The sequence below is a fragment of the Polynucleobacter yangtzensis genome (assembly GCF_001595965.1).
GTDB classification, from domain to species: domain Bacteria; phylum Pseudomonadota; class Gammaproteobacteria; order Burkholderiales; family Burkholderiaceae; genus Polynucleobacter; species Polynucleobacter yangtzensis.
This window is the reverse complement of the sequence record NZ_LOJI01000022.1, coordinates 1-25,627: the sequence shown is the minus strand read 5'-3', so window position 1 is coordinate 25,627 and position 25,627 is coordinate 1. Positions and strand designations below refer to the sequence as shown.

Annotated in this window: 34 protein-coding genes; 18 read left to right on the top strand and 16 right to left on the bottom strand. The window is 45.4% G+C overall.

What is annotated here, in order from left to right:
- The first annotated feature begins 11 nt into the window (after positions 1–11).
- Genes JaK3_RS05935 through JaK3_RS05925 form a run of 3 tightly spaced genes read left to right on the top strand, consistent with a single transcriptional unit; the run spans position 12 to position 2,398 of the window.
- Positions 12–1,058, top strand: coding sequence for an NAD(P)/FAD-dependent oxidoreductase (locus tag JaK3_RS05935; RefSeq protein WP_068322067.1), 1,047 nt, complete (start codon positions 12–14; stop codon positions 1,056–1,058).
- A gap of 45 nt (positions 1,059–1,103) precedes the next feature.
- Positions 1,104–1,898: a thymidylate synthase gene (locus tag JaK3_RS05930; RefSeq protein ID WP_068322059.1), complete on the top strand. Its 795-nt coding sequence runs from the start codon at positions 1,104–1,106 to the stop codon at positions 1,896–1,898.
- An 11-nt stretch (positions 1,899–1,909) separates the two neighbouring features.
- Entirely contained in the window at positions 1,910–2,398 is a 489-nt protein-coding gene (locus JaK3_RS05925) for a dihydrofolate reductase (RefSeq protein ID WP_068322056.1), read from the top strand.
- 75 nt (positions 2,399–2,473) lie between these two features.
- Here the strand turns inward: JaK3_RS05925 and JaK3_RS05920 are convergent, their stop codons facing one another.
- Positions 2,474–3,316 carry a peptidylprolyl isomerase gene (locus JaK3_RS05920; RefSeq protein WP_068322054.1) on the bottom strand — a complete coding sequence of 281 codons (843 nt, stop codon included), beginning with the start codon at positions 3,314–3,316 and terminating at the stop codon, positions 2,474–2,476.
- Between the two features lie 84 nt (positions 3,317–3,400).
- On the opposite strand from JaK3_RS05920, the gene JaK3_RS05915 reads away from it, so the two are divergent.
- On the top strand, positions 3,401–4,021 hold the full coding sequence (locus JaK3_RS05915; RefSeq protein ID WP_068322052.1) for an SOS response-associated peptidase: 621 nt from the start codon (positions 3,401–3,403) through the stop codon (positions 4,019–4,021).
- Here JaK3_RS05915 and JaK3_RS05910 read toward each other — a convergent pair.
- Positions 4,018–4,344 (bottom strand): hypothetical protein, encoded by a 327-nt coding sequence (locus JaK3_RS05910; protein WP_240480900.1) that lies wholly within the window; start codon positions 4,342–4,344, stop codon positions 4,018–4,020. The genes JaK3_RS05915 and JaK3_RS05910 overlap by 4 nt on opposite strands.
- A gap of 58 nt (positions 4,345–4,402) precedes the next feature.
- On the opposite strand from JaK3_RS05910, the gene JaK3_RS05905 reads away from it, so the two are divergent.
- Complete coding sequence (locus JaK3_RS05905) at positions 4,403–5,293, top strand: transporter (RefSeq protein ID WP_068322047.1); 891 nt, start codon at positions 4,403–4,405, stop codon at positions 5,291–5,293.
- Positions 5,294–5,306: 13 nt separating this feature from the next.
- On the opposite strand, the gene JaK3_RS05900 is transcribed toward JaK3_RS05905, so the two are convergent.
- Entirely contained in the window at positions 5,307–5,900 is a 594-nt protein-coding gene (locus tag JaK3_RS05900; protein WP_068322537.1) for a protein-methionine-sulfoxide reductase heme-binding subunit MsrQ, read from the bottom strand.
- Positions 5,901–6,050: 150 nt separating this feature from the next.
- Here JaK3_RS05900 and JaK3_RS05895 point away from each other — a divergent pair, with 150 nt between their 5' ends.
- Entirely contained in the window at positions 6,051–6,266 is a 216-nt protein-coding gene (locus JaK3_RS05895) for a hypothetical protein (protein WP_068322043.1), read from the top strand.
- On the opposite strand, the gene JaK3_RS05890 is transcribed toward JaK3_RS05895, so the two are convergent.
- Positions 6,267–6,557 (bottom strand): 4a-hydroxytetrahydrobiopterin dehydratase, encoded by a 291-nt coding sequence (locus tag JaK3_RS05890; RefSeq protein WP_068322040.1) that lies wholly within the window; start codon positions 6,555–6,557, stop codon positions 6,267–6,269.
- Between the two features lie 11 nt (positions 6,558–6,568).
- Positions 6,569–7,294: a pseudouridine synthase gene (locus tag JaK3_RS05885; protein ID WP_068322038.1), complete on the bottom strand. Its 726-nt coding sequence runs from the start codon at positions 7,292–7,294 to the stop codon at positions 6,569–6,571.
- A gap of 91 nt (positions 7,295–7,385) precedes the next feature.
- Here JaK3_RS05885 and JaK3_RS05880 point away from each other — a divergent pair, with 91 nt between their 5' ends.
- Both JaK3_RS05880 and JaK3_RS05875 read left to right on the top strand, forming a co-directional pair.
- The gene (locus JaK3_RS05880) at positions 7,386–7,919 is read left to right on the top strand and encodes a DUF2889 domain-containing protein (protein ID WP_068322036.1); all 534 of its coding nucleotides are present in this window, start codon (positions 7,386–7,388) and stop codon (positions 7,917–7,919) included.
- A 17-nt stretch (positions 7,920–7,936) separates the two neighbouring features.
- Positions 7,937–8,731, top strand: coding sequence for a hypothetical protein (locus JaK3_RS05875; RefSeq protein ID WP_240480899.1), 795 nt, complete (start codon positions 7,937–7,939; stop codon positions 8,729–8,731).
- Between the two features lie 9 nt (positions 8,732–8,740).
- Here the strand turns inward: JaK3_RS05875 and JaK3_RS05870 are convergent, their stop codons facing one another.
- The 5 genes from JaK3_RS05870 to JaK3_RS05850 form a co-directional block, all read right to left on the bottom strand.
- Positions 8,741–9,664 (bottom strand): MBL fold metallo-hydrolase, encoded by a 924-nt coding sequence (locus JaK3_RS05870; protein ID WP_068322026.1) that lies wholly within the window; start codon positions 9,662–9,664, stop codon positions 8,741–8,743.
- A 3-nt stretch (positions 9,665–9,667) separates the two neighbouring features.
- Positions 9,668–10,234 carry a lipocalin family protein gene (locus JaK3_RS05865; RefSeq protein WP_068322025.1) on the bottom strand — a complete coding sequence of 189 codons (567 nt, stop codon included), beginning with the start codon at positions 10,232–10,234 and terminating at the stop codon, positions 9,668–9,670.
- Between the two features lie 2 nt (positions 10,235–10,236).
- Entirely contained in the window at positions 10,237–11,199 is a 963-nt protein-coding gene (msrP, locus tag JaK3_RS05860) for a protein-methionine-sulfoxide reductase catalytic subunit MsrP (protein WP_068322024.1), read from the bottom strand.
- A gap of 56 nt (positions 11,200–11,255) precedes the next feature.
- Entirely contained in the window at positions 11,256–11,663 is a 408-nt protein-coding gene (locus tag JaK3_RS05855) for a BLUF domain-containing protein (protein WP_068322023.1), read from the bottom strand.
- A gap of 110 nt (positions 11,664–11,773) precedes the next feature.
- Entirely contained in the window at positions 11,774–14,008 is a 2,235-nt protein-coding gene (locus JaK3_RS05850) for an NADP-dependent isocitrate dehydrogenase (RefSeq protein WP_068322021.1), read from the bottom strand.
- A gap of 236 nt (positions 14,009–14,244) precedes the next feature.
- On the opposite strand from JaK3_RS05850, the gene JaK3_RS05845 reads away from it, so the two are divergent.
- Entirely contained in the window at positions 14,245–15,441 is a 1,197-nt protein-coding gene (locus JaK3_RS05845) for an MFS transporter (RefSeq protein WP_068322020.1), read from the top strand.
- Here JaK3_RS05845 and JaK3_RS05840 read toward each other — a convergent pair.
- On the bottom strand, positions 15,438–16,454 hold the full coding sequence (locus JaK3_RS05840; RefSeq protein ID WP_068322017.1) for a DUF6352 family protein: 1,017 nt from the start codon (positions 16,452–16,454) through the stop codon (positions 15,438–15,440). The genes JaK3_RS05845 and JaK3_RS05840 overlap by 4 nt on opposite strands.
- An 87-nt stretch (positions 16,455–16,541) precedes the next feature.
- On the opposite strand from JaK3_RS05840, the gene JaK3_RS05835 reads away from it, so the two are divergent.
- Entirely contained in the window at positions 16,542–16,889 is a 348-nt protein-coding gene (locus tag JaK3_RS05835) for an FKBP-type peptidyl-prolyl cis-trans isomerase (protein ID WP_068322009.1), read from the top strand.
- A 69-nt stretch (positions 16,890–16,958) separates the two neighbouring features.
- Here the strand turns inward: JaK3_RS05835 and JaK3_RS05830 are convergent, their stop codons facing one another.
- Positions 16,959–17,918 (bottom strand): transglycosylase SLT domain-containing protein, encoded by a 960-nt coding sequence (locus tag JaK3_RS05830; RefSeq protein WP_240480898.1) that lies wholly within the window; start codon positions 17,916–17,918, stop codon positions 16,959–16,961.
- Positions 17,919–18,459: 541 nt separating this feature from the next.
- On the opposite strand from JaK3_RS05830, the gene JaK3_RS05825 reads away from it, so the two are divergent.
- Positions 18,460–19,485, top strand: a complete 1,026-nt coding sequence (locus JaK3_RS05825; protein ID WP_068321995.1) for a DNA/RNA non-specific endonuclease — start codon at positions 18,460–18,462, stop codon at positions 19,483–19,485.
- On the opposite strand, the gene JaK3_RS05820 is transcribed toward JaK3_RS05825, so the two are convergent.
- Positions 19,477–19,719, bottom strand: coding sequence for a DUF3820 family protein (locus JaK3_RS05820; protein ID WP_068321992.1), 243 nt, complete (start codon positions 19,717–19,719; stop codon positions 19,477–19,479). The two genes, JaK3_RS05825 and JaK3_RS05820, sit on opposite strands and share 9 nt — an antisense overlap.
- A 151-nt stretch (positions 19,720–19,870) precedes the next feature.
- On the opposite strand from JaK3_RS05820, the gene JaK3_RS05815 reads away from it, so the two are divergent.
- From JaK3_RS05815 to JaK3_RS05795, 5 genes are read left to right on the top strand one after another with little or no spacing between them, the layout of a single operon-like run.
- Positions 19,871–20,785 carry a DUF6662 family protein gene (locus tag JaK3_RS05815; protein ID WP_068321989.1) on the top strand — a complete coding sequence of 305 codons (915 nt, stop codon included), beginning with the start codon at positions 19,871–19,873 and terminating at the stop codon, positions 20,783–20,785.
- A 12-nt stretch (positions 20,786–20,797) separates the two neighbouring features.
- A complete protein-coding gene (locus JaK3_RS05810) occupies positions 20,798–20,977 on the top strand; it encodes a hypothetical protein (RefSeq protein WP_068321987.1) in 180 nt (59 codons plus the stop codon).
- 8 nt (positions 20,978–20,985) lie between these two features.
- On the top strand, positions 20,986–21,558 hold the full coding sequence (locus JaK3_RS05805) for an FMN-binding protein (RefSeq protein WP_068321984.1): 573 nt from the start codon (positions 20,986–20,988) through the stop codon (positions 21,556–21,558).
- Complete coding sequence (locus JaK3_RS05800) at positions 21,555–22,379, top strand: FAD:protein FMN transferase (protein ID WP_068321981.1); 825 nt, start codon at positions 21,555–21,557, stop codon at positions 22,377–22,379. Before JaK3_RS05805 ends, JaK3_RS05800 begins: the two co-directional genes overlap by 4 nt.
- Positions 22,376–22,801 carry a spermidine synthase family protein gene (locus JaK3_RS05795; protein ID WP_068321978.1) on the top strand — a complete coding sequence of 142 codons (426 nt, stop codon included), beginning with the start codon at positions 22,376–22,378 and terminating at the stop codon, positions 22,799–22,801. Before JaK3_RS05800 ends, JaK3_RS05795 begins: the two co-directional genes overlap by 4 nt.
- A gap of 5 nt (positions 22,802–22,806) precedes the next feature.
- Here JaK3_RS05795 and JaK3_RS05790 read toward each other — a convergent pair whose 3' ends face one another.
- Together JaK3_RS05790 and JaK3_RS05785 are read right to left on the bottom strand one after the other, a co-directional pair.
- Positions 22,807–23,118 (bottom strand): ArsR/SmtB family transcription factor, encoded by a 312-nt coding sequence (locus JaK3_RS05790; protein ID WP_068321975.1) that lies wholly within the window; start codon positions 23,116–23,118, stop codon positions 22,807–22,809.
- A gap of 1 nt (position 23,119) precedes the next feature.
- Positions 23,120–23,992 carry an MBL fold metallo-hydrolase gene (locus tag JaK3_RS05785; protein WP_068321972.1) on the bottom strand — a complete coding sequence of 291 codons (873 nt, stop codon included), beginning with the start codon at positions 23,990–23,992 and terminating at the stop codon, positions 23,120–23,122.
- Positions 23,993–24,083: 91 nt separating this feature from the next.
- Here JaK3_RS05785 and JaK3_RS05780 point away from each other — a divergent pair, with 91 nt between their 5' ends.
- Together JaK3_RS05780 and JaK3_RS05775 are read left to right on the top strand one after the other, a co-directional pair.
- The gene (locus JaK3_RS05780; RefSeq protein ID WP_068321969.1) at positions 24,084–24,902 is read left to right on the top strand and encodes a sulfite exporter TauE/SafE family protein; all 819 of its coding nucleotides are present in this window, start codon (positions 24,084–24,086) and stop codon (positions 24,900–24,902) included.
- A gap of 59 nt (positions 24,903–24,961) precedes the next feature.
- Positions 24,962–25,462, top strand: coding sequence for a hypothetical protein (locus JaK3_RS05775; RefSeq protein WP_068321966.1), 501 nt, complete (start codon positions 24,962–24,964; stop codon positions 25,460–25,462).
- Positions 25,463–25,519: 57 nt separating this feature from the next.
- On the opposite strand, the gene JaK3_RS10605 is transcribed toward JaK3_RS05775, so the two are convergent.
- Positions 25,520–25,627, bottom strand: a 108-nt coding sequence (locus tag JaK3_RS10605) for an ABC transporter ATP-binding protein C-terminal domain-containing protein (RefSeq protein WP_477742859.1), incomplete at its 5' end; no start/stop codon positions are given.

Here is a 25,627-nt window from a genome sequence, read left to right as displayed (position 1 = left end):
CAAAAGTATTCGTGTCAAACTCACCCACACAAACCGATGCTGTCATCATTGGCGCCGGTCCTGTGGGTCTCTTTCAGGTATTTGAGTTAGGCCTACTAGAAATAAAAGCCCATGTAATTGATTCACTGCCAGAAGTTGGCGGCCAATGCATCGAGCTTTATCCTGACAAACCAATCTACGATATTCCCGCTATTCCAGTTTGTACTGGACGCGAGCTCACGAATAATTTGCTTAAACAAATTCAGCCATTTGATGCACAGTTTCATCTTGGTCAAGAAGTAAGCAAGCTAGAGCAGCAGGCTGATGGTCGCTTTCTAATTAGCACCTCGCAAGACAAACACTTCCTCAGCAAGACCGTATTCATTGCTGCCGGCGTTGGGGCTTTCCAGCCTCGCACCTTGAACCTAGAGGGCATAGACCGCTTTATAGGCAAGCAACTTTTTTATCACGTTAAAAGTCCTGAGCAGTTTGCAAACAAAAGAATTGTGATTTGCGGAGGTGGTGATGCCGCACTAGATTGGGCAATTCATTTTTCTGAAATTGCTGCCAGCGTGACATTAATTCATCGCCGTGATGATTTTAAGGCGTCCCCCAAATCAATTGCAAAGATGCGTGAACTTTGTGCGAGCAACCAAATGCAATTGCTTATCGGACAAGTGACTGCTTACGAAGCACAAGATGATCGACTTGCGGAAGTTACCTTCACCAATATTGACGGCGAGAACAAGCAGATCCCACTCGACGATCTTTTGGTATTTTTTGGCCTCTCCCCTAAATTAGGACCCATCGCTGATTGGGGCCTCAATATCGATCGCAAACAAATTTGCGTGGATACCCAGAAATTCCAAACCAGTATCCCTGGCATTTATGCGGTCGGCGACATCAATGTCTATCCGGGCAAGAAAAAACTCATTTTGTCTGGATTTCATGAGGCAGCTCTGGCTGCCTTTGCAGCCGCAGAGTACCTCAACCCAGAAAAACAGATTCCACTCCAATACACGACCACTTCGCCTAAGCTCCATAAGGCCCTGGGAGTGAAGTCGCCCACATTCGAGTAAGCTATCCCTAATCCGTCTACATATAACTACATTTAGCTGATACATATGCGCCAATATCACGATCTCATGAAAGAAGTCCTCGCCAAGGGGGTCCAAAAATCCGATAGAACCGGAACTGGCACAGTCTCCGTATTTGGACACCAAATGCGCTTTAATTTGGCAGATGGCTTTCCGATGGTAACCACCAAGAAGCTGCATCTCAAATCCATTATTTATGAATTACTCTGGTTCCTCAAAGGAAGCACAAACAATAATTGGCTGAAGGAGCGTGGTGTTTCCATTTGGAATGAATGGGCAGCACCCGATGGTGATCTCGGTCCAATCTATGGTTATCAGTGGCGTTCATGGCCCGCACCAAATGGTCAGCACATCGATCAAATCTCTGAAGTAGTGGAGACCATCAAAAAGAATCCAGACTCACGTCGCATTATTGTTTCCGCATGGAACGTTGCTGATATTCCCCGCATGGCTTTAGCACCTTGCCATGCCTTCTTTCAGTTTTATGTAGCAGATGGCAAGCTGTCATGCCAACTCTACCAACGCAGCGCGGATATTTTCTTGGGTGTGCCATTTAATATCGCCAGCTACGCCTTGCTCACTCATATGATGGCGCAACAATGCAATCTAGAGGTGGGTGACTTTATTTGGACTGGTGGTGATTGTCATCTATACAGCAACCACTTAGAGCAGGTAGAGCTTCAGTTATCTAGAGATTTCTTCCCATTACCTAAGCTCAATATTTTGCGCAAGCCTGATTCAATTTTTGATTACGAGTTCGAAGACTTCGAGATCGTAGGATATGAATCTCACCCTCACATTAAAGCTCCTGTAGCTATTTAAGAATTAAGCATATGACTCAACCTGCCATCTCCATGATTGTTGCGCGCTCACGTAATCACGTGATTGGACGCGACAATCAAATGCCCTGGAAGATCTCTGCTGATTTGCAATTCTTCAAACGTGTCACGATGGGCCACCCTGTCATCATGGGTCGTAAGACCTGGGAATCCATTGGTCGCCCGCTTCCCGGCCGTCGCAATATCGTGGTGAGCCGCAATGCAAACTACCCAATAACCGGTGGTGAATTAGTTGGATCTCTGGATGAAGCCTTGAAGAGTCTGAGCGAATTTCCCCGGGTCTTTGTTATTGGCGGCGAACAACTCTTTACCCAAGCATTTGATAAGGCCGATCGTCTTTACATCACTGAAATTGATTTAGATATTGAAGGTGGAGACACCTTCTTTGAGGTGCCTAATGTATCCGACTGGAAAGAGGTAGATCGAACTCCTGGATCCGAAGGTGATATCACCTTTAGCTTCATTACCTTGGAGCGCAAATAAAAAGGGCCCTGCTGAACCGTCCAGCTTTTGGGGGTCGGTTCAGCAGGGTCCTTTTTTCTTCAGCGTAAATTCTTATTACTGAACAATAATCTTTGCATCTTTTGCGAGTTGACTTAAAAACTCAAACTGCTTTCTTTGCGTCATACCAGCACGAATAGCTGGCTTTGCTTGTTCAAATGAAGGCGGCTTGCTCGACTTTTTATCTTCCAATTTGATCAAGTACCAACCTTGCTGCATCTGGATTGGTACAGGGGATACTTGCCCTTTAGAGAGCGTGATAAGCACAGATGCCAGCTGAGGGGCAACCTGACCAGGCTGGATCCAACCTATTGCTCCACCTTGAACTTTATTTGGGGCCAAGGAAACGCTCTTGGCAACCTTATCAAATGACTCGCCCTTTTTGATACGCGCCAAAGCAGCTTGTGCATCAGCTTCAGTCGCCACAGCGATGTCACTGACTTTATATTCCACAATCATCCCTTGGGGGCCTAAAGATGCAATTTCACGGTTGTATTCAGCCTGAACATCCGCATCGGTGATTGGGTTTTGAGCCATATAAGTAGATAGCTCAAGATCAGCTAAATAATTTTGGCGAATCATCGCTAGCTGGGTATTGGCCTTTTCTGAATTGGCTAAACCATCTTTTTCAGCTTGTTGAGAAAGTAACAACACCTCAACAAACTTCTCAATTACAGCGCCACGTAACTGAGGTGATTCTTTTTGACCCTGAGATATAGCGGCCCTGATTCCTTGCTCAACCATATCATTAGTAATTAGGGCGCCATTAACAGAGGCTGCAACATTAATTGGCAAACCGCTTTGCTGCGCAAATGAGCTGCTAACAAAAGCACTGGCTAAGATACCGGCAGCAATTAAGCGCACTACTATTGGATTAAATGCAGAGGAAAAAGGGTTCATAAGGGGGAGATCTTTCTAAAATTTAGCCTCAATACTACCAGCTGGCATGAGCTCAATCTCAATAAGCCACAGTAAAATAGTTGCATGTGTGTTCAATACCTCACTACGGTCAATACAGATTGGGTTAAAACCCACTTTGATCTGGATTTACCGGCGTCTCCAGCGCATGATGTATTTCCAACTTATCCAGGAGCCATCGTCCTCAAAAGTCACAACACTGGACGCACTGCAACTGGCTTAGCTCGCTTTGGCTTATTGCCATCCTGGGCCAAAGAGGAAACCTTTGGAAGAAAGACATACAACGCCAGGGCTGAAACTGTTTCTGAGAAACCATCTTATAAAAATGCATGGATAAAACGGCATTACGCATTAGCTTTAGCAGATGCTTTTTATGAGCCTTGCTATGAATCTGGTGCAGCAGTACGCACAGCCGTTAAACAAGCAAATAACGAGCCAATGGCGATTGCCTCAATCTGGGATACCTGGACCGAGCCAGAAACCGGAGAGCTCATCGTCTCATTTTTCATGCTCACGATTGAAGCTAGCAATCATCCAGTAATGAAGCGCATGCACAAGCCTGAGGATGAAAAACGTAGTGTGGTTCCGTTACGTCCCGAGCTTTTTAATGCATGGCTTAATGCTACACCAGAAGAAGCGCAAGCATTACTTCAGTTGGAGTCAATCCCAGAGCTTGTACTTGCCTAGAAAGTTAAAACGGGCTTGGTCGTTTGATAGGGGTCAGCCGATTGCATTTCTAATGCCTCAGCTTCCTGTTCACCCTTAGGCTGGTTATAGAATTTTGAATCTAATGCACGCTCTTTAGATAGGCGAAGATCTTCTGCTCTTGGATCCACTGGGCCAAAAGGCCCCTCCACCGGAGAAAGTGTCTGACTATTAAACTCTTTAATCTGCTGCGGGGTATATGGTGAGTTCGTTGTGGAGCCAGGTGGCAAAGGAGGCGCTTGAGTACAGGCCACAATACTCATCAATATCATGCAAGGCACTAGCCGAAGGGCGTATATATTCATACAGCCCATTGTATGGTAACTACATGCATCTTGTTTTTATATTAATTACAATACTCCGATGAATTTATACCGCATCATCGCAACCATCCTATTGATGCTTCCATCAATCTGCTTGGCTATTGATTTGCAGCCAAATGACATTGTTGCCCCACTACCAGGCAAAAATCATGCAATGATCAGCTACGTTAATTCAGAGAGTGGCACTTACTACCGAAATGGCTCAGCCGTTTCAAGTAGACCATTTGGTAGTCCTGATATTGGCATTCAATCAGCGATTGCTCGGCTAAGTACTAGCTACTCCATTACCAATTTACCCGCCATCTCTTATCTACAACTACCTTACGGCACCATTAAGCCAGCTGGATCAATGGCATCATCTCCCGCTAGCACTGGCATTGGCGACCTTACATTTGCAACAGCTATTTGGCCGTATGCCGATAGAGAGAAAAGAAGATACTTTGGCGTTGCTGGATATCTAACAGCGCCGACCGGCAGCTACAACAGTCAACAAGCTTTTAATCTTGGTGAAAACCGCTATAGGTCAGATATTCAGATGGGCTATCAGCAGCCTATTATTGGGAATTTAGACGGGATGGTTGCCGTCGATACCATGTGGTTTGGAGGCAATAGCCAATGTGCTGCAGCCTGTTTATCTGCAAGCAACACCTCCTTAAATCAGAAACCTTTAACCACCACTCAGTTGGGCCCAATTTACAAGTTCAATCAAACTTATACACTGGGTGCCTCCTATTTCTATGTAGCTGGTGGCGCAACGACTATTGGCAATACCTATCAAAATAATGTTGTTAACACTCAGAGGTTTTTGCTCAGCGCATTAGCTTACTACCCCTTTGGCAGAATTAGCCTGCAATATGGACGTGATACAGAAATCAAAAATGGTTTTGTAGAAACGCGGCGCCTTGCTATTCGTTATACGACTGAGTTTTAAGTTCTCAGATCGCTTAATTTCTGAGCCTTTGCAGAAAGCTCTTTACGATTGGCAAGCGACAAGCAAGCAATGCCAAAATGACTGCTCCGTAGATTGAGACAGTATCCAAATCATTTTTACCAGCCTTATGCCACCAATAGTGGGCTATTGCAGTACATGCAATGATGTAGACCAGCTTGTGTAATACAGACCAGCGCCCTCCTAGCTGACGTACCGACCACTGGTTAGATGTAATAGCTAAGGGAGTAAGGAGCACCAACGTCAGAAAGCCCATCGTAATAAATGGGCGCTTAACAACATCACTCCACATTGATTGAATGTCTAGATTTTGATCTAACCAAAACCAGATAGAAAAATGGATACAGGCATAAAAGAAACAAAATAATCCCAACATCCGACGCAGCTTAATCCAAACAGCCCAGCCCGTTATGAGGCGCAAAGGCGTCATGGCTAGAGTAATACACAGAAAGACAAGCGCCCAAGTTCCCGTTGAGCGGGTAATGAATTCAATAGGATTGGCGCCTAGATCGCCATAAATACCAAGCCAAACCAGGCGGGCCAGCGGCACCAAGCAGAAAATGAAAATGGCTGGTTTTAATAACTTCATAAATAGCACTTTAAACCAAGCTAAGCGAAGAACTGATAGATGCTTTTTGCCATTAAGACGAAACAATAACGGACGGAATAATGACAAACTATTTAGACCTATCGATTTAGGCTGTAATTTGCTATCCTGAGCGTTCAATTAAGGATAAATATGACCGAAGAAAACCAAACCCAGAACGATGAAGACTTTGACTATGGGTGCGAGTGCGCAATGACCTTGCTCAACGAGCCCACTGAGGATCGCCTAAACGACTTAATTGATGAGCTTGATGAAGATGGCATGATCTCCACCGAAGTGGTCTATGGCTTACTCGCAACCATCCTCATGAGCATGAATGAGGAAGAGCATGAAGGCGACGAGCACTAATTAATTAGGACTCACTTGGGAGGCAAAAGCATCCATTGCTTTTGCCAACTGAATATCTAACTTGGTCAGTGCGCCAGCCGAATGAGTTGATAGAGATACCGATACCTTATTCCAAGAATTTGACCAATCGGGATGATGATCAATTTCTTCTGCGTACTCGGCGCACAGAGTCATGAATTCAAACGCTTGCTTAAAGTTTTTAAAGACAAACTCACGCTGAATTGTCTTGCCCTTACCCTCTAGAGTCCAAAGAGGAATTTCGTTTTCTATATTTAAGCCGTCAACGATCAAAGCAGACTCCTTTAACTAGCAACACTTTGTGAAAGCTGCTTTAAATCTTGTGGGTATAGCCAACGCCATTCACCCTCTGCCAGATCGGCAGGCATTTGATAGGTACCAATTTCAGTGCGATGCAATTGGGCAACGTGATTGCCGACCGCAGCCATCATACGCTTCACCTGGTGATAGCGCCCTTCAACAATCGTCATTGCCAAAATATGTTCTGAGATTTGCTTGCACGCAGTCGCAAAGCAGGGCTTTGGATCATCATCTAATACAACACCATTTAACAAGTGATCGATTTGTTTCTGGGTAATGGGCTCTGGCGTAGTGATTTGATATACCTTACCAATATTTTTCTTCGGAGTAGTCATCTTGTGGATAAATTGACCATCATCGGAGATTAAGAGGAGGCCAGTAGTGTCATAGTCAAGGCGCCCTACGCATTGCAAACCTCTTTCAACAAAGGGGCTAGGTAATAAACTATAGACACTAGGATGATGAGTCGTTTTATGTGAGCACTCATAATTAGCTGGCTTATTAAATGCTAAATATGCCTTCTCGTGATACTCCCAATCCTTACCTTCTACATTGAGAATCAGGTTCTCGGTAGCAATTCTTTCTTCTGGGTCTTCAGCCAATACGCCATTTACCTTCACCAGCTCGGCATACACCAAATCACTGCAGTAGCGACGAGTACCAAAGCCTTGGCTAAAGAGAATCTTTTCGAGAGAAATAGGTTTTGCCATATGCTGCAAAGAATACTACAGCGCAAGATTACTTTGAGCCCGTCAATTCATTATCATTAGGAATTCACGCCACTACATAAGACAATTGCCCATGTTATCCACCCCAAAACCTCGCTCCTTATTACACACCCGAGAAATCACATTTCAGGGGTATGCACGAGAGGATGGGCTGTGGGATATTGAAGGGCATCTTAAGGATTTCAAAACCAATCCCTTTCAAACCAGTGCAAAAGTCTGGCAGCCTGGCGAGGCGTTTCATGACATGTGGGTACGCGTCACACTTAATAAAGAATTTGTGATTCAAGATATTGAAGCAGTCATGGATGGTCATCCACACGCAGAGTGCACTGCTGTCATTCCACCAATGGACTCACTCATTGGAGCTCAGATAGGTAAAGGTTGGCGCAAGACAATAGATACACATCTTGGTGGCATTAAGGGCTGCACTCATTTACGCGAACTGCTCACTAGTCTTGCCACCGCAGCCTATCAATCTATTCCGGGAGCATTTTTCGATCCCTCTGGAGAAAAGCCGCCACTCTACTTGGGTACCTGTAAATCCTGGGACTTTAATGGCCCAGTGGTGATGCGCGTCTTCCCCAAATTTTATCGCTGGAAGCCTTAGACCTTAAGCAAACCCATATGATATTTCTGCGCACACTGACTTTTTTGTTGCTATGTATTTCTACTGCTTTAGCGTGTGCAGCTGAGCAACCTTCTACGCCCATTCTGGGTCTTGTTAATGCGTCTCAGGATAGATCTGAAAACCGTATCCTAGAATTCTGGGGCTACCATGAATACGACGGCTCGCAAAACTATGCCGACACACTGAAGTTACGTTACTACAACCCTTTAAATATCGGCGATTGGCATGGCACGCTCAGACTTGACACTGCTTATACAGCTGCTTATGGCCCTCTATTGCCGGCGCAATCCACTGGCACGTATTCTGCAAACAATGCAATGGTCACGATATGGGGCGGCAAGGCAGGCTGGTTTGGCAATGTAGGGGCACGAGTAGTGGCGCCGCTCAGTGATGTAGGTCAATGGCTAGCTGGCCCTCAAGTAAGCACTTCGTTCACACCTGCTGGCAGCAGCAAAAGTCTTCTGGCAGATATCTCGCCATTAGCGCGCTACATGATCGGATTTAATGCAAAGGCGCCGTCAGGCTTTTCCCCGCCGCCTTTAGCAAGCCGTCTTGAACTATATCCAACGGTTGGCGTGAACTTAGGGCCTAGCACTCAAATTCGCTTTTGGGATGAAAACGGCGCCGTCTATAACGCAGCGGGTGGCGGTTGGTTTGTGCCAATTGATGCCATGGTCACTCAACGAATCAATAAAAATCTTTTACTTGCTATTGGCGGCGCAAAGCAAGTGGTTCAAACCTACCAGCTCTACAACTGGACAGTGTACGGAAAAGTCTCTTTTACTTTTTAAATAAACCAATCAAGCAAGATCAACCAAAGTTTCACCTTCTAATTTTGCCGCGCCCGATTTAACCAAAGACCTGGGTAGCCATTGGGTAAATTCATCCATACTCATATTGAGTAGTTTTGCAGCGCTGATCAGCGCTGGCGTATTAGCAATCCAATCATTCACTTGCTGCATCTCACGACTACGCCACTCTAATAGACGATATTTCAGTAAGACTTTAGCGCCGTGACGGGCATTACGATCTGGGTCAGATGCTAAATAATCTAATCTTGATCGTGCTGTAGCAAGAGACTTAGCAACATCGGAAAATGGCGCGCCATGACCTGGAATTACCAAATCAATCGGTAGGGCCTCAATGAGGTCTAAAGTTTGCGCCACTTCCTCAAATCCAGACTCCCCCCAGAGCTCAGGGAAAATCACCCCGAAGCCCTCTTCCCATAGAGCGTCAGCTGAAATCAATATCCGATGATCAGCTTGATAGAGCATGATGGAATGGGGGTCATGACCTGGCGCAGCCAATATCTTCCAAAGATATCTTCCCAACACAATTTCCTCGTCAGGAACCAAAACATGATGATGAGAAAACTGTGGGCATTCTTGCCCTAAGTTGTCATAACTTAATAAAGCGCTATCCCAATTTTTGACTGCCATGTCTTCAGCCACTGGAATATAGACCTCACAATGAAATGCCTCTGCTAAAGCAGCATTTCCACCGCAATGATCAGAGTGAAGATGCGTATTCACCAACTTATTTAATGTACTTAAGCCATGTTTTTTAATGGCACCACTCACTAAATCCAAGGTCATTTTTTGGTGAGCGCAATAACCTGAGTCTACCAAGGAGACATCATCCTTGCCATAGTGGAAAATATTATTCGCGGAGAGCCACCCTCTTTCAAAAACTTCAATACCAGGTGGCAATAAATGCGCTGTCATACTTTAATTTTTTAAAGGAGCTGCTTGGACTGTTAGCTCCAGCTTACGCACATCAAACTGCTGATCCCGTATGCGCTGCAGCGTTTCGTCATAGATTTTTTTATCCAATTGCGGTGTTCTCGACAGAATCCAGAGGTATTCACGGCGTGGATCACTCACTACTGCCACTTGATATTGAGGATCTAGATCAATTACCCAATAATCACCCCACACCAAAGGTATAAAAGCCAACCAAGCAGGTGCAAAGCGCACCTCCAACTTAGGTGAGTCTTTTGACCCTATTTGGCGAGCGGTACCTTCTGCCTCAGACATATCACCTTCAGCAGTTTTGCAGCTATTCAAGACTTTAATAGTGCCGTCGCCCCTAGCGGAATAAACCGCTTTGGTATTGCTGGCGCATTTCTTCTGAAACCAATTAGGGTATTTAGCAATCTCATACCAAGTACCCAAATAACGCGGGACATCCAGAGAGGGAATTGTCTTTACCGCTACATCAGACGTCTGACTATAAGCAGAGAAGCTAGTTAAGAAAATACAAGCGCCAAATAATGCTGAATATATTTTGTTCATTACTAATAGTACTTCTTCAGATCCATACCGGTATACATGCTGGCTACCTGATCGCCATAGCCATTAAACATTTGGGTTTTAATCTTGGGTGCAAACATTCCCTTAGGATCGCCAATACGACGCTCCATTGCCTGGCTCCAGCGTGGGTGATCTACTTGAGGATTGACGTTGGAATAGAAGCCGTATTCTCTAGCGTCAAACTGACTCCAGCTGGTCTTGGGCATTTCTTCAGTAAAACGAATCTTGACAATTGACTTGGCGCTTTTAAAGCCGTACTTCCAGGGCACCACAATGCGGACTGGAGCACCGTTTTGCTTTGGCAGAACCTCACCATATAAACCCAAGGTGAGAAGCGTGAGGGGATTCATAGCCTCATCCATACGCAAGCCTTCACGGTAAGGCCATTCAATAATGTTGCTTTTAACTCCCGGCATTTGCTTGCGATCAGCCAAAGAAACAAACTCCACATACTTTGCAGATCCTAGGGGCTCCACTTTATTGATCAACTTAGAGAGTGAATAACCATCCCAAGGAATGACCATAGACCAACCCTCGACACAGCGCATCCGATAAATACGCTCTTCGATTGGCGCCAACTTGAGCAGCGCATCAATATCGAGCGTCATTGGCTTTTTTACCAAGCCTTCAATTGATACTGTCCAAGGACGAGTTTGCAAACTTCCAGCATGGGCTGCAGGATCTTCTTTGTCCGTACCAAATTCATAAAAGTTGTTATAGCCAGTGACAAACTTATATGGCGTGAGACCTTCTTTCTCAGCAAACGCTGGGTTCAGTGTTGCCGCTAACTTATCTGGGGTTGCTGCAAGTGCCTGCCTTGAAAACCAAGGAGCCAAGGCCATGCCAAATCCGCCTGCGGCTGCTGTCTTAATGAGATTTCTGCGGTTTTCAAAAACAGCCTGTGGAGTAATGTCACTCGCAAGAATAGTCTTATCGATAAAACGCATAACGCACCCCTTGGGAATGTAATGCTCCTATTTTGCTACCGATAGGTTTTTCTTGCTTAAGTCTGGCTGGTGCGCATTTTATTCATTAAGGCAAGGCTGTGTTTATCCATGCCGCCGACCATCTCAGCAAGAGCTGGATAGTCTCGAGTGAGCGTTTCACCACCATAGAAGCGGAGTAACCAATCCGGGTAACTGCGCTCTGAAATTTCACGAATTTCTAAAAGCTCAATCCGATGATGACGCTTGTCTTCCTGAATGCGATTCCAGGCCTTCATCACGCTTGCGCGCTCACCTTCAATAATTTGACCAAACTGCTGGTTGTCATATAAGAGAATCCCAGAAATACCATTTGTCTGATTAAAAGCGCGAGCTGACTCTAGCAAACGCATTAAGCCAAGAAAAGACATATCCGAGACTGCTTCGCTCAGATAACCCAATTCAACCAGGTCTTTTGGTCTTGGCATCGCTCAACAATAGTAAATGGGGGATTTATAAATAAAAAAGGCAAACCCGAAGGTTTGCCTTTAAATATTAAAACTAATGAGAAAAAATAGATACTGAGCGCTTCTACCTATTAACCTCTTGCTGCCTTGAGGGCTGCATTGAAAGTTGGGCTTGGGCGCATTACAGCCTTGCACTTCTCGGAATCCGCCACAAAGTAACCACCGATATCTACTGGCTTGCCTTGAACAGCCTTGAGCTCATCTGCAATCTTTTGCTCGTTCTCAATCAATGATTTAGCCAGAGGCGCAAAGAAAGCTTGCAATTCTTTGTCTTCAGTTTGAGCGGCCAAAGCCTCAGCCCAGTACATTGCCAAGTAGAACTGACTGCCACGGTTATCCAACTCACCAGTACGTGGTGAAGGTGACTTGTTGTTGTCCAACAATTTGCCAGTGGCTTCATCTAATGTACGCGCTAAGATTTTCACTTTCTTGTTACCTGTCTTATCGCCGATATCTTCAAGAGATACCGCTAGAGCCAAGAACTCACCAAGTGAATCCCAACGCAAATGATTTTCTTCTACCAACTGTTGAACGTGCTTTGGAGCAGAACCACCCGCACCAGTTTCAAACAAGCCGCCACCGGCCATCAAAGGGACGATAGACAACATCTTTGCGCTGGTACCCAATTCCATAATCGGGAACAAGTCCGTGAGGTAGTCACGCAAAATATTACCTGTCACAGAAATAGTGTCCTTGCCACGAATCACACGCTCTAAGGTGTAACGCATTGCACGAGTCTGGGACATGATCTGAATATCAACGCCTGTGAGATCGTAATCTTTAAGGTAAGTATTTACCTTCTTGATCAACTCAGCTTCATGTGGGCGGTACTCATCAAGCCAGAATACTGCTGGAGTATTAGAAAGACGTGCACGATTAACAGCCAACTTGACCCAGTCACGAATTGGGGCATCTTTAACCTGACACATACGCCAGATATCACCCTCTTCTACATTTTGCTCGAGTAATACAGTGCCATCATCAGCAACGATACGAGCTACACCAGCCTCTGGAATTTCAAAGGTCTTGTCATGTGAACCGTACTCTTCGGCTTGTTGAGCCATCAAGCCCACGTTTGGAACAGTACCCATGGTAGTTGGATCAAAGTTACCGTGTGTCTTACAGAAATTAATCATTTCTTGATAGATGCGGGCAAAGGTACTTTCTGGGATAACTGCTTTGGTGTCATGCAAACGACCATCCGCGCCCCACATCTTGCCGCCAACACGAATCATGGCAGGCATAGAAGCATCCACGATCACATCGCTTGGGGAATGCAAGTTGGTAATGCCTTTAGCAGAATCAACCATCGCCAATGCTGGGCGATGTTCGTGGCAAGCGTGTAAGTCTTGAATAATTTCTTCGCGCTTAGATTCTGGCAAAGTTTTAATCTTTTCGTACAAGCTGCTCATACCGTTATTGGCATTTACGCCCAACTCTTCAAACAACTTCGCGTGTTTAGTAAAGGCGTCTTTGTAGAAAATCTTCACAGCGTGACCGAATACGATCGGGTGTGAAACCTTCATCATCGTGGCCTTAACGTGCAAGGACAACATCATGCCGGTCTTGTAAGCGTCTTCGATTTCTTTCTCGTAGAACTCGCAGAGTGCTTTTTTGCTCATATACATGCTGTCGATGATTTCGCCAGCTAATAATGAGACCTTTGGCTTGAGGACGATTGTCTTACCGCTCTTGGTCACCAAGTCCATCTTCACATCGCAAGCTTTAGTCATGGTCATTGACTTCTCGCTAGAGTAGAAGTCGCCGCCATGCATATGAGAGACGTGCGTACGGGAAGCTTGGCTCCACTCACCCATAGAATGTGGGTTTTTACGTGCGTAGCGTTTTACTGCGGGTGGCGCACGGCGGTCTGAGTTACCTTCGCGCAATACTGGGTTAACTGAGCTACCTAAACATTTGGAATAGCGAGTACGGATAGATTTTTCTTCATCCGTTTTTGGATCTTCAGGAAAATTAGGGATCTTGTAGCCTTTTGCTTGCAACTCTTTAATAGCTGCGAGCAACTGAGGAACTGAAGCACTAATGTTTGGCAACTTAATGATGTTCGTGTCAGGCAATAAAGTCATTTTGCCGAGCGCGGCCAAGTTATCAGGAACTTGTTGCTCAGGAGTCAGGCAATCAGAAAACTCAGCCAAGATACGAGCAGCAACAGAAATGTCACTCGTCACAATCTCTACGCCAGCAGGTGCCGTAAAAGTACGAATAATTGGCAGAAATGCGCAAGTCGCCAAAAGTGGCGCCTCGTCTGTCAGCGTATAAATAATCTTTGATTTCTCTGAAGCCATGAATGTTTCCTCAATTTTGAAAAAATTACAGAGTCAGGTTTTTACCCTGTCGCCCTCAAATCCCCATTTTGCAAGTCGCTTTTAGCGCACTTATTGCCAATGAAGCGAGTCTTCCATTTTAAATCATTGGACTTGGCAAAAATGGTGGTTTTGACCCTGAAAATGCTTGATAAAGGCCAATTTAAGGGAATCCACCAAGCCAACTGTTAAGGCAAATTCACCGTAAACTGCAAGCCATGACCAGCAAACATCCCTTACTCAACAGAAACCTGGTACTGCTGATCATTTGTCAGGGGCTATTTCTAACCAATAACGTCACTTTTATTGCCATTAATGGGCTAGTAGGTCTTAGTCTCGCCCCAGTAAGCTGGATGGCTACTCTGCCGGTTATGGGTTATGTAGTTGGGGGCGCCTTTTCCACCTCCATCGTAGCCAAATCTCAGAACTACTTTGGGCGTAAGATTTCCTTTCAGCTGGGCCTGCTGGTGGCAATGCTGTCCGCACTTTTATGCGCCTATGCTGCTGTGAGTAAAAACTTTTGGCTTTTGGTCATGGGTACCTTTATTGCCGGCTACTACAGCGCCAATGGTCAGCTTTATCGCTTTGCTGCAGCAGAACTGACAGACCTAAAGCAGCGTAACAAAGCCGTTTCTTGGGTGCTTGCCGGTGGCATCCTTGGCGCTGTTATCGGACCTAACCTTGCCTCATGGACACGAGACCTCTTCGATACTGCTTTTCTGGGCGCCTACCTGACCCTCTCCATCGCAGGCTTCATTGGCATCTTTGTGATGCAGTTCATTCACTTCCCCCAAGAGTCAAAGACTCAACACTCACTATCTGATGGGCGCCCATTAAGTGTGATTCTTCGTCAGCCTGTATTTGTGGTTGCCATCATTGGTGCAGCTTTAGGTTACGGGGTGATGAATCTATTAATGGCGGCCACGCCTTTAGCGATGCAGATCTGCGGGCTGCCATTCTCGGAGACCGCCTTAGTTCTAGAGTGGCATGCGATTGGTATGTTTGCGCCTGGATTTTTTACGGGCTCCCTTATTCAGAGATTTGGGACATTAAAAATTATGGGTGTCGGAGTGCTACTGAACTTCATCTGTATCGCCATTGCGCTTACCGGCACTGACCTGCATCAATTCTTTATTGCATTGTTTTTACTGGGCGTCGGCTGGAACTTTTTATTTACTGGCGCCACTTCTTTGGCAATGACCGCCTATCAACCTAACGAACGAGACAAAGCTCAAGCAGCCATTAACTTCTTTGTCTTTGGCACCATGGCTTTCACCTCTTTTGGTTCAGGCGCCCTCGTCACCTCTCATGGGTGGAGCATTCTGAATTGGGGATCACTGATTCCCGTAGCGATCACTGGTCTTGCGCTTTACTGGCTTGCTCAACAGCGTAAAAATTCACAGGCTCCAGCTTAAGAAGCTTTTGCCAACGGCAAGTTAAATAGCAAGTTTTGAGGTTTTAACTTGAGCTGCTGCTGATCATTCATGGCAATAGCCATATAGACCGGTTTGCCTGCTTGAACCTTGGCTACAGCAGCCTCGTCAATAAAGTCCAGCCGGAATAAGCAAATGACTTTTTGCAGCTCATCCGCCTCAACCAACTCTTTGTTGTAGAGCTTATTCAGAATTTCAGTTGCAGCCGCATCCAAGCCCACATGCCATGACCATTTAGGATCGCTAATTTGCTGCATAGGCGTTATGCGAACACTGGCACCTAAAAAATGCTTGGCCCATTTTTCTAAAACACGGCAAAAACGATTAATAGGTTCATGCCCAAAATTGAGTTGCACTGCCAAATCGAAATCTTCATTACGCGACCAATACTCATCCGCATTGTCTTCATGGAGCACATCTAGATCAGCCGACCTCATGGTCATCGACTTGCCCTTTAGCAAATCCATAATGTTGCCCGTATCGCCAGCTTGAGCATTACGAGCGACCACCTCTTCATCAGCGCCCATCACGATGCCATCTTCAATGACAGTAATTTTCTGATTTCTGAAAAAGATCTCTCCCATGCGCACCTCTAATGGATGCGCTTCATCACCCAAAATATGTCTGATAAAAATTTGGGCTAGTAGAGATATGAACAAAGGCGGTACATCCACCCCCTCACCTTTGAAGAGGCTCATATAAAAGGCCTCTAGAGAGCTAGCTGACAATAGGCGCGCTCTATAACGCAACCAAACGCGATAGTTCTCCTGAATGTCCTCATCGGCCATTGCAGCAATGTCTGCTTCAACCACTTCAGCGCGAGGGTTATCTGTCAGACGCTGATGTAAGGCCCGCTCAGCATGGCAAGATTCTGGCACTAGCGCTAGCTCAGGCCTTGCCATATATGTGCGCAAAAAGTCGTCTGTGACCAGCAACTGGCGATCGGGACTGATTGCCAGAGTTTTATATGCGGAATTTGCCCAATAATTTGTCATACGTTTTAACTAAAGTTAGCGTGCTATCAGAATTTATAAAGCTCAGAATATACTAGCCAGTCAATTTGCGTGAAATAGGAAAACATCATGAGTGAACTCAAAAAAATCGATACTGTTGTTGGCGAAGGAAAAGAAGCTACAGCAGGTAATCATGTGGACGTACATTACACCGGCTGGCTATATGACGAGAAAGCTGCTGAACACAAGGGTCAAAAGTTTGATAGCTCATTAGATCGCGGTCAACTGTTTAGCTTTCCATTGGGTGCTGGCCATGTGATTAAGGGCTGGGATGAGGGCGTTGCTGGTATGAAAATTGGTGGCAAACGCACTTTGATTATTCCTTCTGAGATGGGCTACGGACCACGCGGTGCTGGCGGCGTTATCCCTCCAAATGCAACTCTCGTATTTGATGTGGAATTACACGGTGTTAACTAAGAGATCTTACTGAGCAGTAAAGCAAAAGCCACCCTCGGGTGGCTTTTTATATTTTGTAATTCTGAAATCTTAAGAGCGGATGTCTTTGCCATTCAAGGTTAAGCGATTTGTTGAGCGGTTTTGGCACAAGCTAATGAGGCGATTTCTTTCTGCCATAACCTTGTCAGCGTAACCACCGTCATCCTCAGCGTTGGCAGCGCCTACGTAGTACTTCAAGCCATTGCGTAATGAACCCGCTGTAGCAATCAGATACTTCAGGATATAAGCGCCAACACGAATGTTGACCTCTGGCTTAACTGCCTCAGAGGTTCCCCCAAAAATTGCATACTTATCTTTATGCACTGAAGTCATCACCTGCATCAAGCCTTCGGCACCAGCGTGACTCTTAGTGTTGGGATTGAAGTTGGATTCCACAGAAATTACCGCCAACAAAAGAACTGGATCAATGTTGACTTCTTTGGCAATCAAGATGGTGTTAGAAACATACTCTTCAATCTTGGAGCGATCGAGGCTGTATTTCTTTTCAAAGAAATCTGCCACCGCCCGTTGGTTCTGCAGGGAACCCATGAGGTTGCTATCTAAGGCCTGGGGGTCAATCTTGGAAGTTGGAATGCGATCAGACAAATGAGAGATCGACTTCACCTGCATTTGGGCTACAGAAGGCATCAATAAAGCAACTGTCTGCTGCTTAGCACTTGCTAGGCCGGTAGTGGCTGACAACTTGGATTTGTTATAGATCACTGCTGCGATTTCAGTATCTGAAGCTGGAGCAGCAGCAATCTCGCTGGAGTCCTTGTTCTGGTTGAGCATCTCAAAGCCATTGCTCCAAACCATGTGACGGGCTTCGTCTGGGACCAGAATACGGGCTAGGTCGAAAGCACCAGCGTTAGTGCCATTGCCCGAAAGCCAAAGACCAACCACCATAAATACAGTAACAACGAGTAAGCCATTAATGACTCGATAGACCGGAGCCATGGCATGCGCTAGCAGCTCTTTGGCAACCAACATGCTTGGTTGCGGATTCTGCATATCGCTCAAATTGTTAGATAAACATTTACTCATTCATTGTTTGCAAGACCTCAAAAAACTGGACTACCGTTTTATGCTGCATTGCAATATCTAAAAAACATGGGTCATCCTAAGAAGATTCTTATATCAAGTCAAGAATAAAGAAGCAATAAACCATAACTTATTGATCTAGAAATCAGGGAGTTCCCGAACATACACCCCAAAAATCATATATAAGTTAATAAAATCAATCACTTACAAAAGTTAGGAAGCGCTAATTTCACTCTATAAAAAAATAGATAAAACCGGACTTTTTTGCGATTTTCCTAAAAAATGGAAGCTCAAAAACCATATATCTAGTGTTTTCACGCCCCGCTATTTCTACTGGTAGTAGGCGACAAGGGCCTATTGCAATGAGCTATCAACCAAGGCAGATACAGTGATAAGCGCCTCTTAAGACAAAGAATATCGGTAGCCATGTCCAGTTTTCTTATTAGCTACGGAGCTAGCTCTAGATAAAAAGTTGGCATCGCCTTTGGGAGAGGTCCTACACTTAGAACCCATGAAGTTTCTGCGCAGCCTGCTAGCCCTTGCAGCTCTCTCTATCTCACTAAATACTTTTGCAGCCTTTGATGATTGCAAGGATCTATTTCCTCGCCAACAAATACCAGTCAGCGCCCAAGTTGGACGTGACCTCTGCTTCGACAGCTTTGCTATTTATTACTCCCCGCAGGATAAGAAACCTATCTACACGGTTGAGAAACTCAACAAAGAACAATTTTCTGCCCCGCACCCGCGCAGAAGTAATCAGTTTTACGAAGAGGCCAGATTACTCTTCTCTGAACGAGCCTTACTCTCAGATTACCGTGGTAGCGGCTATGACCGCGGTCACAACGCACCTGCCGGTGATATGAGCAACGAACGCTCAATGGCTCAATCATTCTCACTGGCGAACATGATGCCCCAGGCAAGACAAAACAATCAGGGCATCTGGGCAAAAAATGTAGAAGAGCCTACACGAGCCTACGTTAAAAGAGCTACCGGTGATGTTTATGTATTTACTGGTTCCACCGGTAATAGCGGCAGCATTGGCAGGGGTCGCGTGACAATTCCGAGTCATCTCTTCAAACTGGTTTATGACCCCAGCAAAAATAGTGCTTGGGCTTATTGGATTGAAAATACCAACGAAGCCAATATGACTCCCCCAATTAGTTATAAAGAGTTAGTACAAAAAACGGGGATTGATTTTCAATTATCTGGAATTGATGACACTGTTAAGCCAGATGCCATAACGTCAGAACCATTGAAAACACAGGGTCAGAGGCCACTCATAGGTGGCTGGTATCCAGTATTTTTTGATGCATATTCCTCAAGCAAGCTCAATGGAGTCATTGACAGCATCAAGGCCGGCAAGGTGGAGAGCATCCAAGTTCAATACGATCGCAATGAGAGTCTCGCGAAACAGATCGTCTTACAAATTGAATCTCAAACCCATCTCAAGGCAACCTTGATGCAAAGCAGTCCACCAGAGTCTGCAACAGTGACCTACGAACGCAATCGCGTCACCCTCATTATTCGCTCAAAGTAATTTAGATTTAGCCGTCAGGCCATGCGCCCGTTGGATTGGTGCCAACAATCCTCGCAAACCATTGTGATCCAAGGTGTACATCAACTCTAGCAATTGACCCAACTCGCTCTTAGGGAAACCTTCGCGCGCAAACCAAGCCAAATAATTCCCCGGCAAGTCTGCCAAAGCACGCCCTGCGTACCTACCAAAAGGCATCTTCATCAAAACCAGTTTTTCTAGGGACTCAGCGTTCATCTAGAGAAATCTTACAAGCAAACAAGAATGAGCTTATAGATTCCACCATTTTTGAGGCTATGGTCATTTATTTAGTTGAGAATCATTCTCATTTAGTGTTATATTGATAACCATTCTCATTTAGAATTTTAACCATCAACCTCAAATCACCATGAAATTGACCATTAATAGACTCCTCGCTTTCAGCATCTTTCTGCTTGCCACTCTTCATTTTTCTTTTGCCCATGCTGGTGAGGGCGCATTCGGCTGGATTTACACCTTAGATTTGCAGCCCAAAGGAAAGCTAGAGTTTGAGCAGAGACTGCAACTGAATAAGCAACAGGCATCGGGAACCTACGATGCATGGACCGCAAGAACAGAATTGGAGTATGGCTTAACTAATGATCTGCAAGTAGCAGGCTATATCAACTCTTACTACACCAGCGCCAATCAAAATTACACCAATCCAGAGGCCTGTGGCGACTCCCCAACCTGCACTGGCGGTTATGGCGTACCCTCTTCACATGACCCTGCTACAGCCTATAAAAAAAGTGGCATCGAGGGTGGATCTCTTGAGGCAATCTATCGCATCACCAATCCAGTAACTTCACCTGTCGGCGTAGGTCTCTACCTTGAACCTACTTGGGGAAGAAATAAGGACGAATTAGAAGCAAGACTTTTACTGCAATCAAATTTTATTGATGATCGCCTAATTTTGGCAGGCAACGTCGTGGTCGCCAATGAACGTCTGAAGTTTATTGAAAACGGTAATGTTCCTGAATCGATGCTGGACTTCTTAGTTGGTGCCAGCTATCGCTTCGCCCCAAAATGGTCCGCCGGAGTAGAAGCACGTTTTCATAATGACTATTCCGAGTTGAATTTACGCAATCAAGTGCAAAGAGCAACGTTCGTCGGCCCTAATCTGCACTATGCAGCAAAAGATTGGTGGATAACGGGTGCATGGCGCTATCAAATTGCAGGCGGCACTTGTATGGGTGGCGGTGAAGCGGAATGTTCAAACGCACGCGTTTGGGATAGCCACTCAGTAAATGAATTCATCGTCAAAGTTGGCTTCCCCCTCAATTAAAAGAAAGAGTTTATGGAAATTCAGAATCTACTAGTAGCAGCGCTCACCCACTTAGTCAGGTTTCAAGCGACACAATGCCAAACTGCCAAGCAACGAGCGCTGATGATGTTTGAAAAGCTATCCACTCTTCAAGGCGTCAACCCAGAAATCCAAGCGCTTTGCAATGATGCAAATGAATTACTCACCGTATAAACGAACTCATGATTTGGAAACCGAACCCATTGGCCCTTATTGGCCTGGCAATGATGAGCGCACCCATCATTGCGCATGCAAAAATTTACGTTTCTGTAGAGCAGGCGCAGAAGATTCTCCTTCCCAATAAAGCGCTCTCAAAGACACCCATCATCATTACCGATGATCTGCAAGACAAGATGCGTGCGGCATCTAGCATTCGCCATCCTTTTCAAGGAGATCGCATCTGGAGAGCATCTGACGGGAGTTGGCTAGTCATTGATGAAGTGGTTGGCAAGCACGAGATGATTACCTATGCAGTTGCCATCAATCCTAATGGCAGCATCTCCGGTATCGAAATACTGGAGTATGTAGAGTCTTATGGCTATGAAGTGGCTGAGGCGCAATGGCGTAAGCAATTTATTGGCAAGACTGCGAATGACCCTATTAAGCTCAATCAAGACATTCAAAATATTGGAGGTGCCACCCTCTCTTGCAAGCACCTCACTGATGGTGTGAAGCGAGTAGCTGTTTTATATGAGTTAGCTCTAAAGAACACTTCTTCGCCAAGCCTCCAAACCCAAACTATTAAAGCAAAATGATTCGTTGCAAACCCCAACTGGGCACTTTTGTAGAAATCTCCATTCGAGAGAATGAAGATGGATTGGAAGCGATTGAAAACGCCTTCAATGCAATTCAGAAAGTCCATGACCTCATGGGGTTTCATAACCCTGAGAGTGAACTCAGTCTAATCAATCAACTTGCCCATAAGGAAGCTGTTGAAGTTCATCCGTGGACAGCCCGAGTGATTAAGATTGCCAAAGAAGTGTATTTGGCTTCAGATGGCTTATTCAATTGTGGCATTGGCCATCGCCTCGTTGCTGCAGGCTTATTGCCGCGACACATCACCTTCACAAACCATGAGCTTGGCGGCATTGAAGATATTCAGTTTTTGGCACCTGATCTCATCAAATCAGATCGACCAGTCTGCCTAGACCTTGGTGGAATCGCCAAAGGGTTTGCAGTGGATATGGCAGTAAGGGTTTTAATCTCCGAGGGAATAACATCGGGATCCGTCAATGCAGGTGGTGACTTACGGGTATTTGGCAAAACCGCCCTACCTATTCAGATTCGTGATCCAAAGCTTCCCGAAAAGTTGATTGAGATTGGCTCCTTAAAAGATGGCGCCATTGCAACAAGCAGTCTTTACTTTGCAAAAAGAGATCAACAGTTAAGCCACATCATTAATCCCCTAGCCCAGCATCTTTCTGAAGTACACGCTGAGGTTTTGGGCTCATTCTCAGTTCTTGCTAAAGAGTGTGTCTATGCAGACGCTCTCACCAAAGTTCTAGCCTTATCCAATAATGAGTATCACCCCTGTTTCACGCGCTTTTCAGCGCAAGCCCTGAGAATTGCCGCATGAGCCGCCTTGGGAAAATGCCGAACTGGCAAAGAAAGTTTGTGATTGTTGGGATGATGGCTTGCTCCATCACGGGCCTTATGTATCTACTCGGCCATCAATTTCAGATACAACGAACCATTCTTGGCACCCACAGCATCCTGGCTGCCCATGGTATTGCGGCTATGCTGGCAACCCTAGCCCTTGGCTCGGCACTGCCATTTCATATCAAGGCGGGCTATAAGTCCAACAGGAAGCGCTGGAGTGGCTTTAGCCAATTAAGCTTTATGGCAGTACTTCTCGTTACTAGTGCGCTCTTGTATTACGGCCCCGAGGAGATTCGTGACGTAACTGTCGATACCCACTGGATGACCGGCTTACTCTTCTTTGTTATTTTTTTGTTACATGCATTTCAAAAACTGCGTAGCACCAACCCGCACAGCTAAAGAACTTACTTCTTGCAATAATGCTTATAGAGCAGACTCATGACTGCTACAGCTACTTCACTAGCTAGAGAATAGTAAATTTGCTTACCCTCTCTGCGCGTCTTTACTAACTTTTCTTTGCGAAGGACTGTTAATTGCTGTGATAGCGTAGGCTGATGTAGATCCAAAGCGGCCTCTAACTCGCTGACACACTTTTCGCCTTGGCCAATCTCACATAAGAGCATCATACGGTCGCTGTTAGATAAGACTTTCATTAGCTTACAGGCGTCAGCAGCTGATGCCTGCATTTTCTTAAGCTCGGATTTAGTAATGGTCATATTAAAGAGCGTTTAAAGGAATTTTTAAATAGGATTTGCCATTAGATTCTGGCTCTGGAAAATGGCCTGCACGTATATTGACCTGAATGGATGGCAATATCAGAGTAGGCATATCTAGAGTTGCATCGCGCTGACTGCGCATTTGCACAAATTCCGCCTCGCTTATTCCATCGTGCACGTGGATGTTGGATTTCTTCTCCTCACCCACCGTTGTGCAATAGGCTTCAGGACGATCTGTAGGTGGATAGTCATGACACATATATAACTTTGTCTCATCGGGGTAAGCCAATACTTTCTGAATAGACCGATATAAAGTCTGAGCGCTACCACCCGGAAAGTCGCAACGCGCCGTACCAACATCTGGCATGAAGAGTGTGTCCCCAACAAATAGCGCATCCCCAATTTCATAAGCCATGCAAGCAGGTGTATGGCCAGGCACATAAAGAGCCTTTAAGGAGAGAGCGCCAAATTGCAAAGACTCACCATCTTTTAACAAGTAATCAAACTGGGATCCATCAATAGCAAATTGCTCGCCTAGGTTAAAGACACCTTTAAATACGTTTTGCACATTAGTAATATGGTCGCCAATGGCAATCTTACCGCCCAATTTATCCTGAATATAAGGTGCTGCGGTTAAGTGATCAGCATGAGCATGGGTTTCAAGTATCCAAGTTAACTGCAATTGTTCGCCTTGAATAAAGCTAATGACTTCGTCAGCAGACTGAGTAGATGTTCTGCCTGACTTCGGATCGAAGTTCAATACGGAGTCTATGACTACGCAGGGGCTTTTCTTGCCCGCATACACCACATACGTAAAAGTCCAGGTTTCTGGATCAAAAAACGCCTTAACGTCAGCACTCGATTTTGGGTTCACGGCACACTTTCCTAAAGATATCGTTATTACCGCTCAAAAAGAACAATTGATATATATATTTATATATTATCTTAATATAAAATTAATTGCAATGGACTACTCAATTTTCATCAGCCCCGCCCTAGGCCTTATCGTAGGTTTATTGATGGGCCTTACTGGCGCAGGAGGCGGCATTCTGTCTGTGCCTTTACTCGTTTTTGTCTTGCATCTTCCGGTAGCCGAGGCGGCACCAGTTTCTCTTTCCGCCATTGCACTCTCTGCAGGTGTGGGCGCACTACTAGGATTGAAAAATAAAATTTTGCGGTATAAAGCAGCTGGCTTCATGGCGTTATTTGGACTTCTCCTCTCGCCACTAGGTCTTTGGTTAGCGCAAAGAGTTCCTAACGCTCCGCTACTAATTCTTTTTAGTGCTACGCTATTTTTAGTCTCAACCCGCTTACTACTTCAAGCCAGAAGAGAAATTCTTCAGCTCCCCAAGAAAAATAGCAAACCACCTCCATGCTTGCTGAATCCAGAAGTCGGTAAATTGAGTTGGAATATTCCCTGCGCAAGATCTCTTATGTTCGCCGGAGGTTGGGCTGGCTTCTTATCGGGACTATTGGGTGTTGGTGGTGGCTTTGTCATTGTCCCGGCGTTGAAGCGCTATACAGACCTACCAGTGCAATCGATTGTTGCTACCTCGCTAGGTGTCCTTGCCATCATCTCTGGCGGTGGCGTAGTCTTTTCTGCTGTCTCAGGTAATTTAGATCTATCAGTTGCAGCGCCCTTTTCTTTAGGGGCTTTATGCGGCCTTCTGATTGGAAGAGCGCTAGGTAAAAAATTAAGCGGGCCAAGGCTGCAACAAATCTTTGCCATACTCACCTTTGGCGTTGCAGTCAGTCTTACTATCAAGGGTATTAACGCCTTATGAGAAAGCCCCTCCAATCCCTTCTATATATACTAGTAATCGGTCTTTTGGGAGTTCTGCTGATGTCCATAAATAAACCAAGCTCTTTGCTATCAAGCTCTATTAGTTCGATTTCTGGCACAGTGAGTAATCTCAATAATGAATTGCTCGAATACGTTAACCCTGAAAAACCCACTCACGACCATTCCTCGGTCTACTACAAGCGCTTTTTTATCTCTAAATTTAATTTAGGCGATAAGGCCATCCAAGCTACGTTTTCAGCGCCGATGCAGATTACTGATGGCGATCAAATTACAGTAGCCGGATACCAAAAAGGCGAGTCCCTTCAGGTTCTTGCCTATAAAAACCAAACCCAACAAGTCAGTAGTAATGAAAATTGGATCATCCTTGGACTCGGGGCACTCTTCTTTTTTGCCGTAGCGATTGGCTTACTCAATAGCGAATTGGTTGCTGAAGGCGCATTGATACCCAAGCTCTTTTTGTTTGGATTTACTGTAGTAGCTATTTACATGGGGTATCGCGCCCTGCTGATACGAGAAGCGGTAAAGCTCTTAGCTAGCTAAAAAGAAAAAGCCCTTATTGCTAAGGGCTTTTTTATTACCGGTAGTTTGAATAACTACTTAGTGGCCACCACCCAAGTAAGCTGCTTTCACAGCAGGATCATCCTTGAGCTTAGCAGCAGGTCCATGAGTAGCAATCTTACCGTTCTCAAGAACATAACCGTAGTC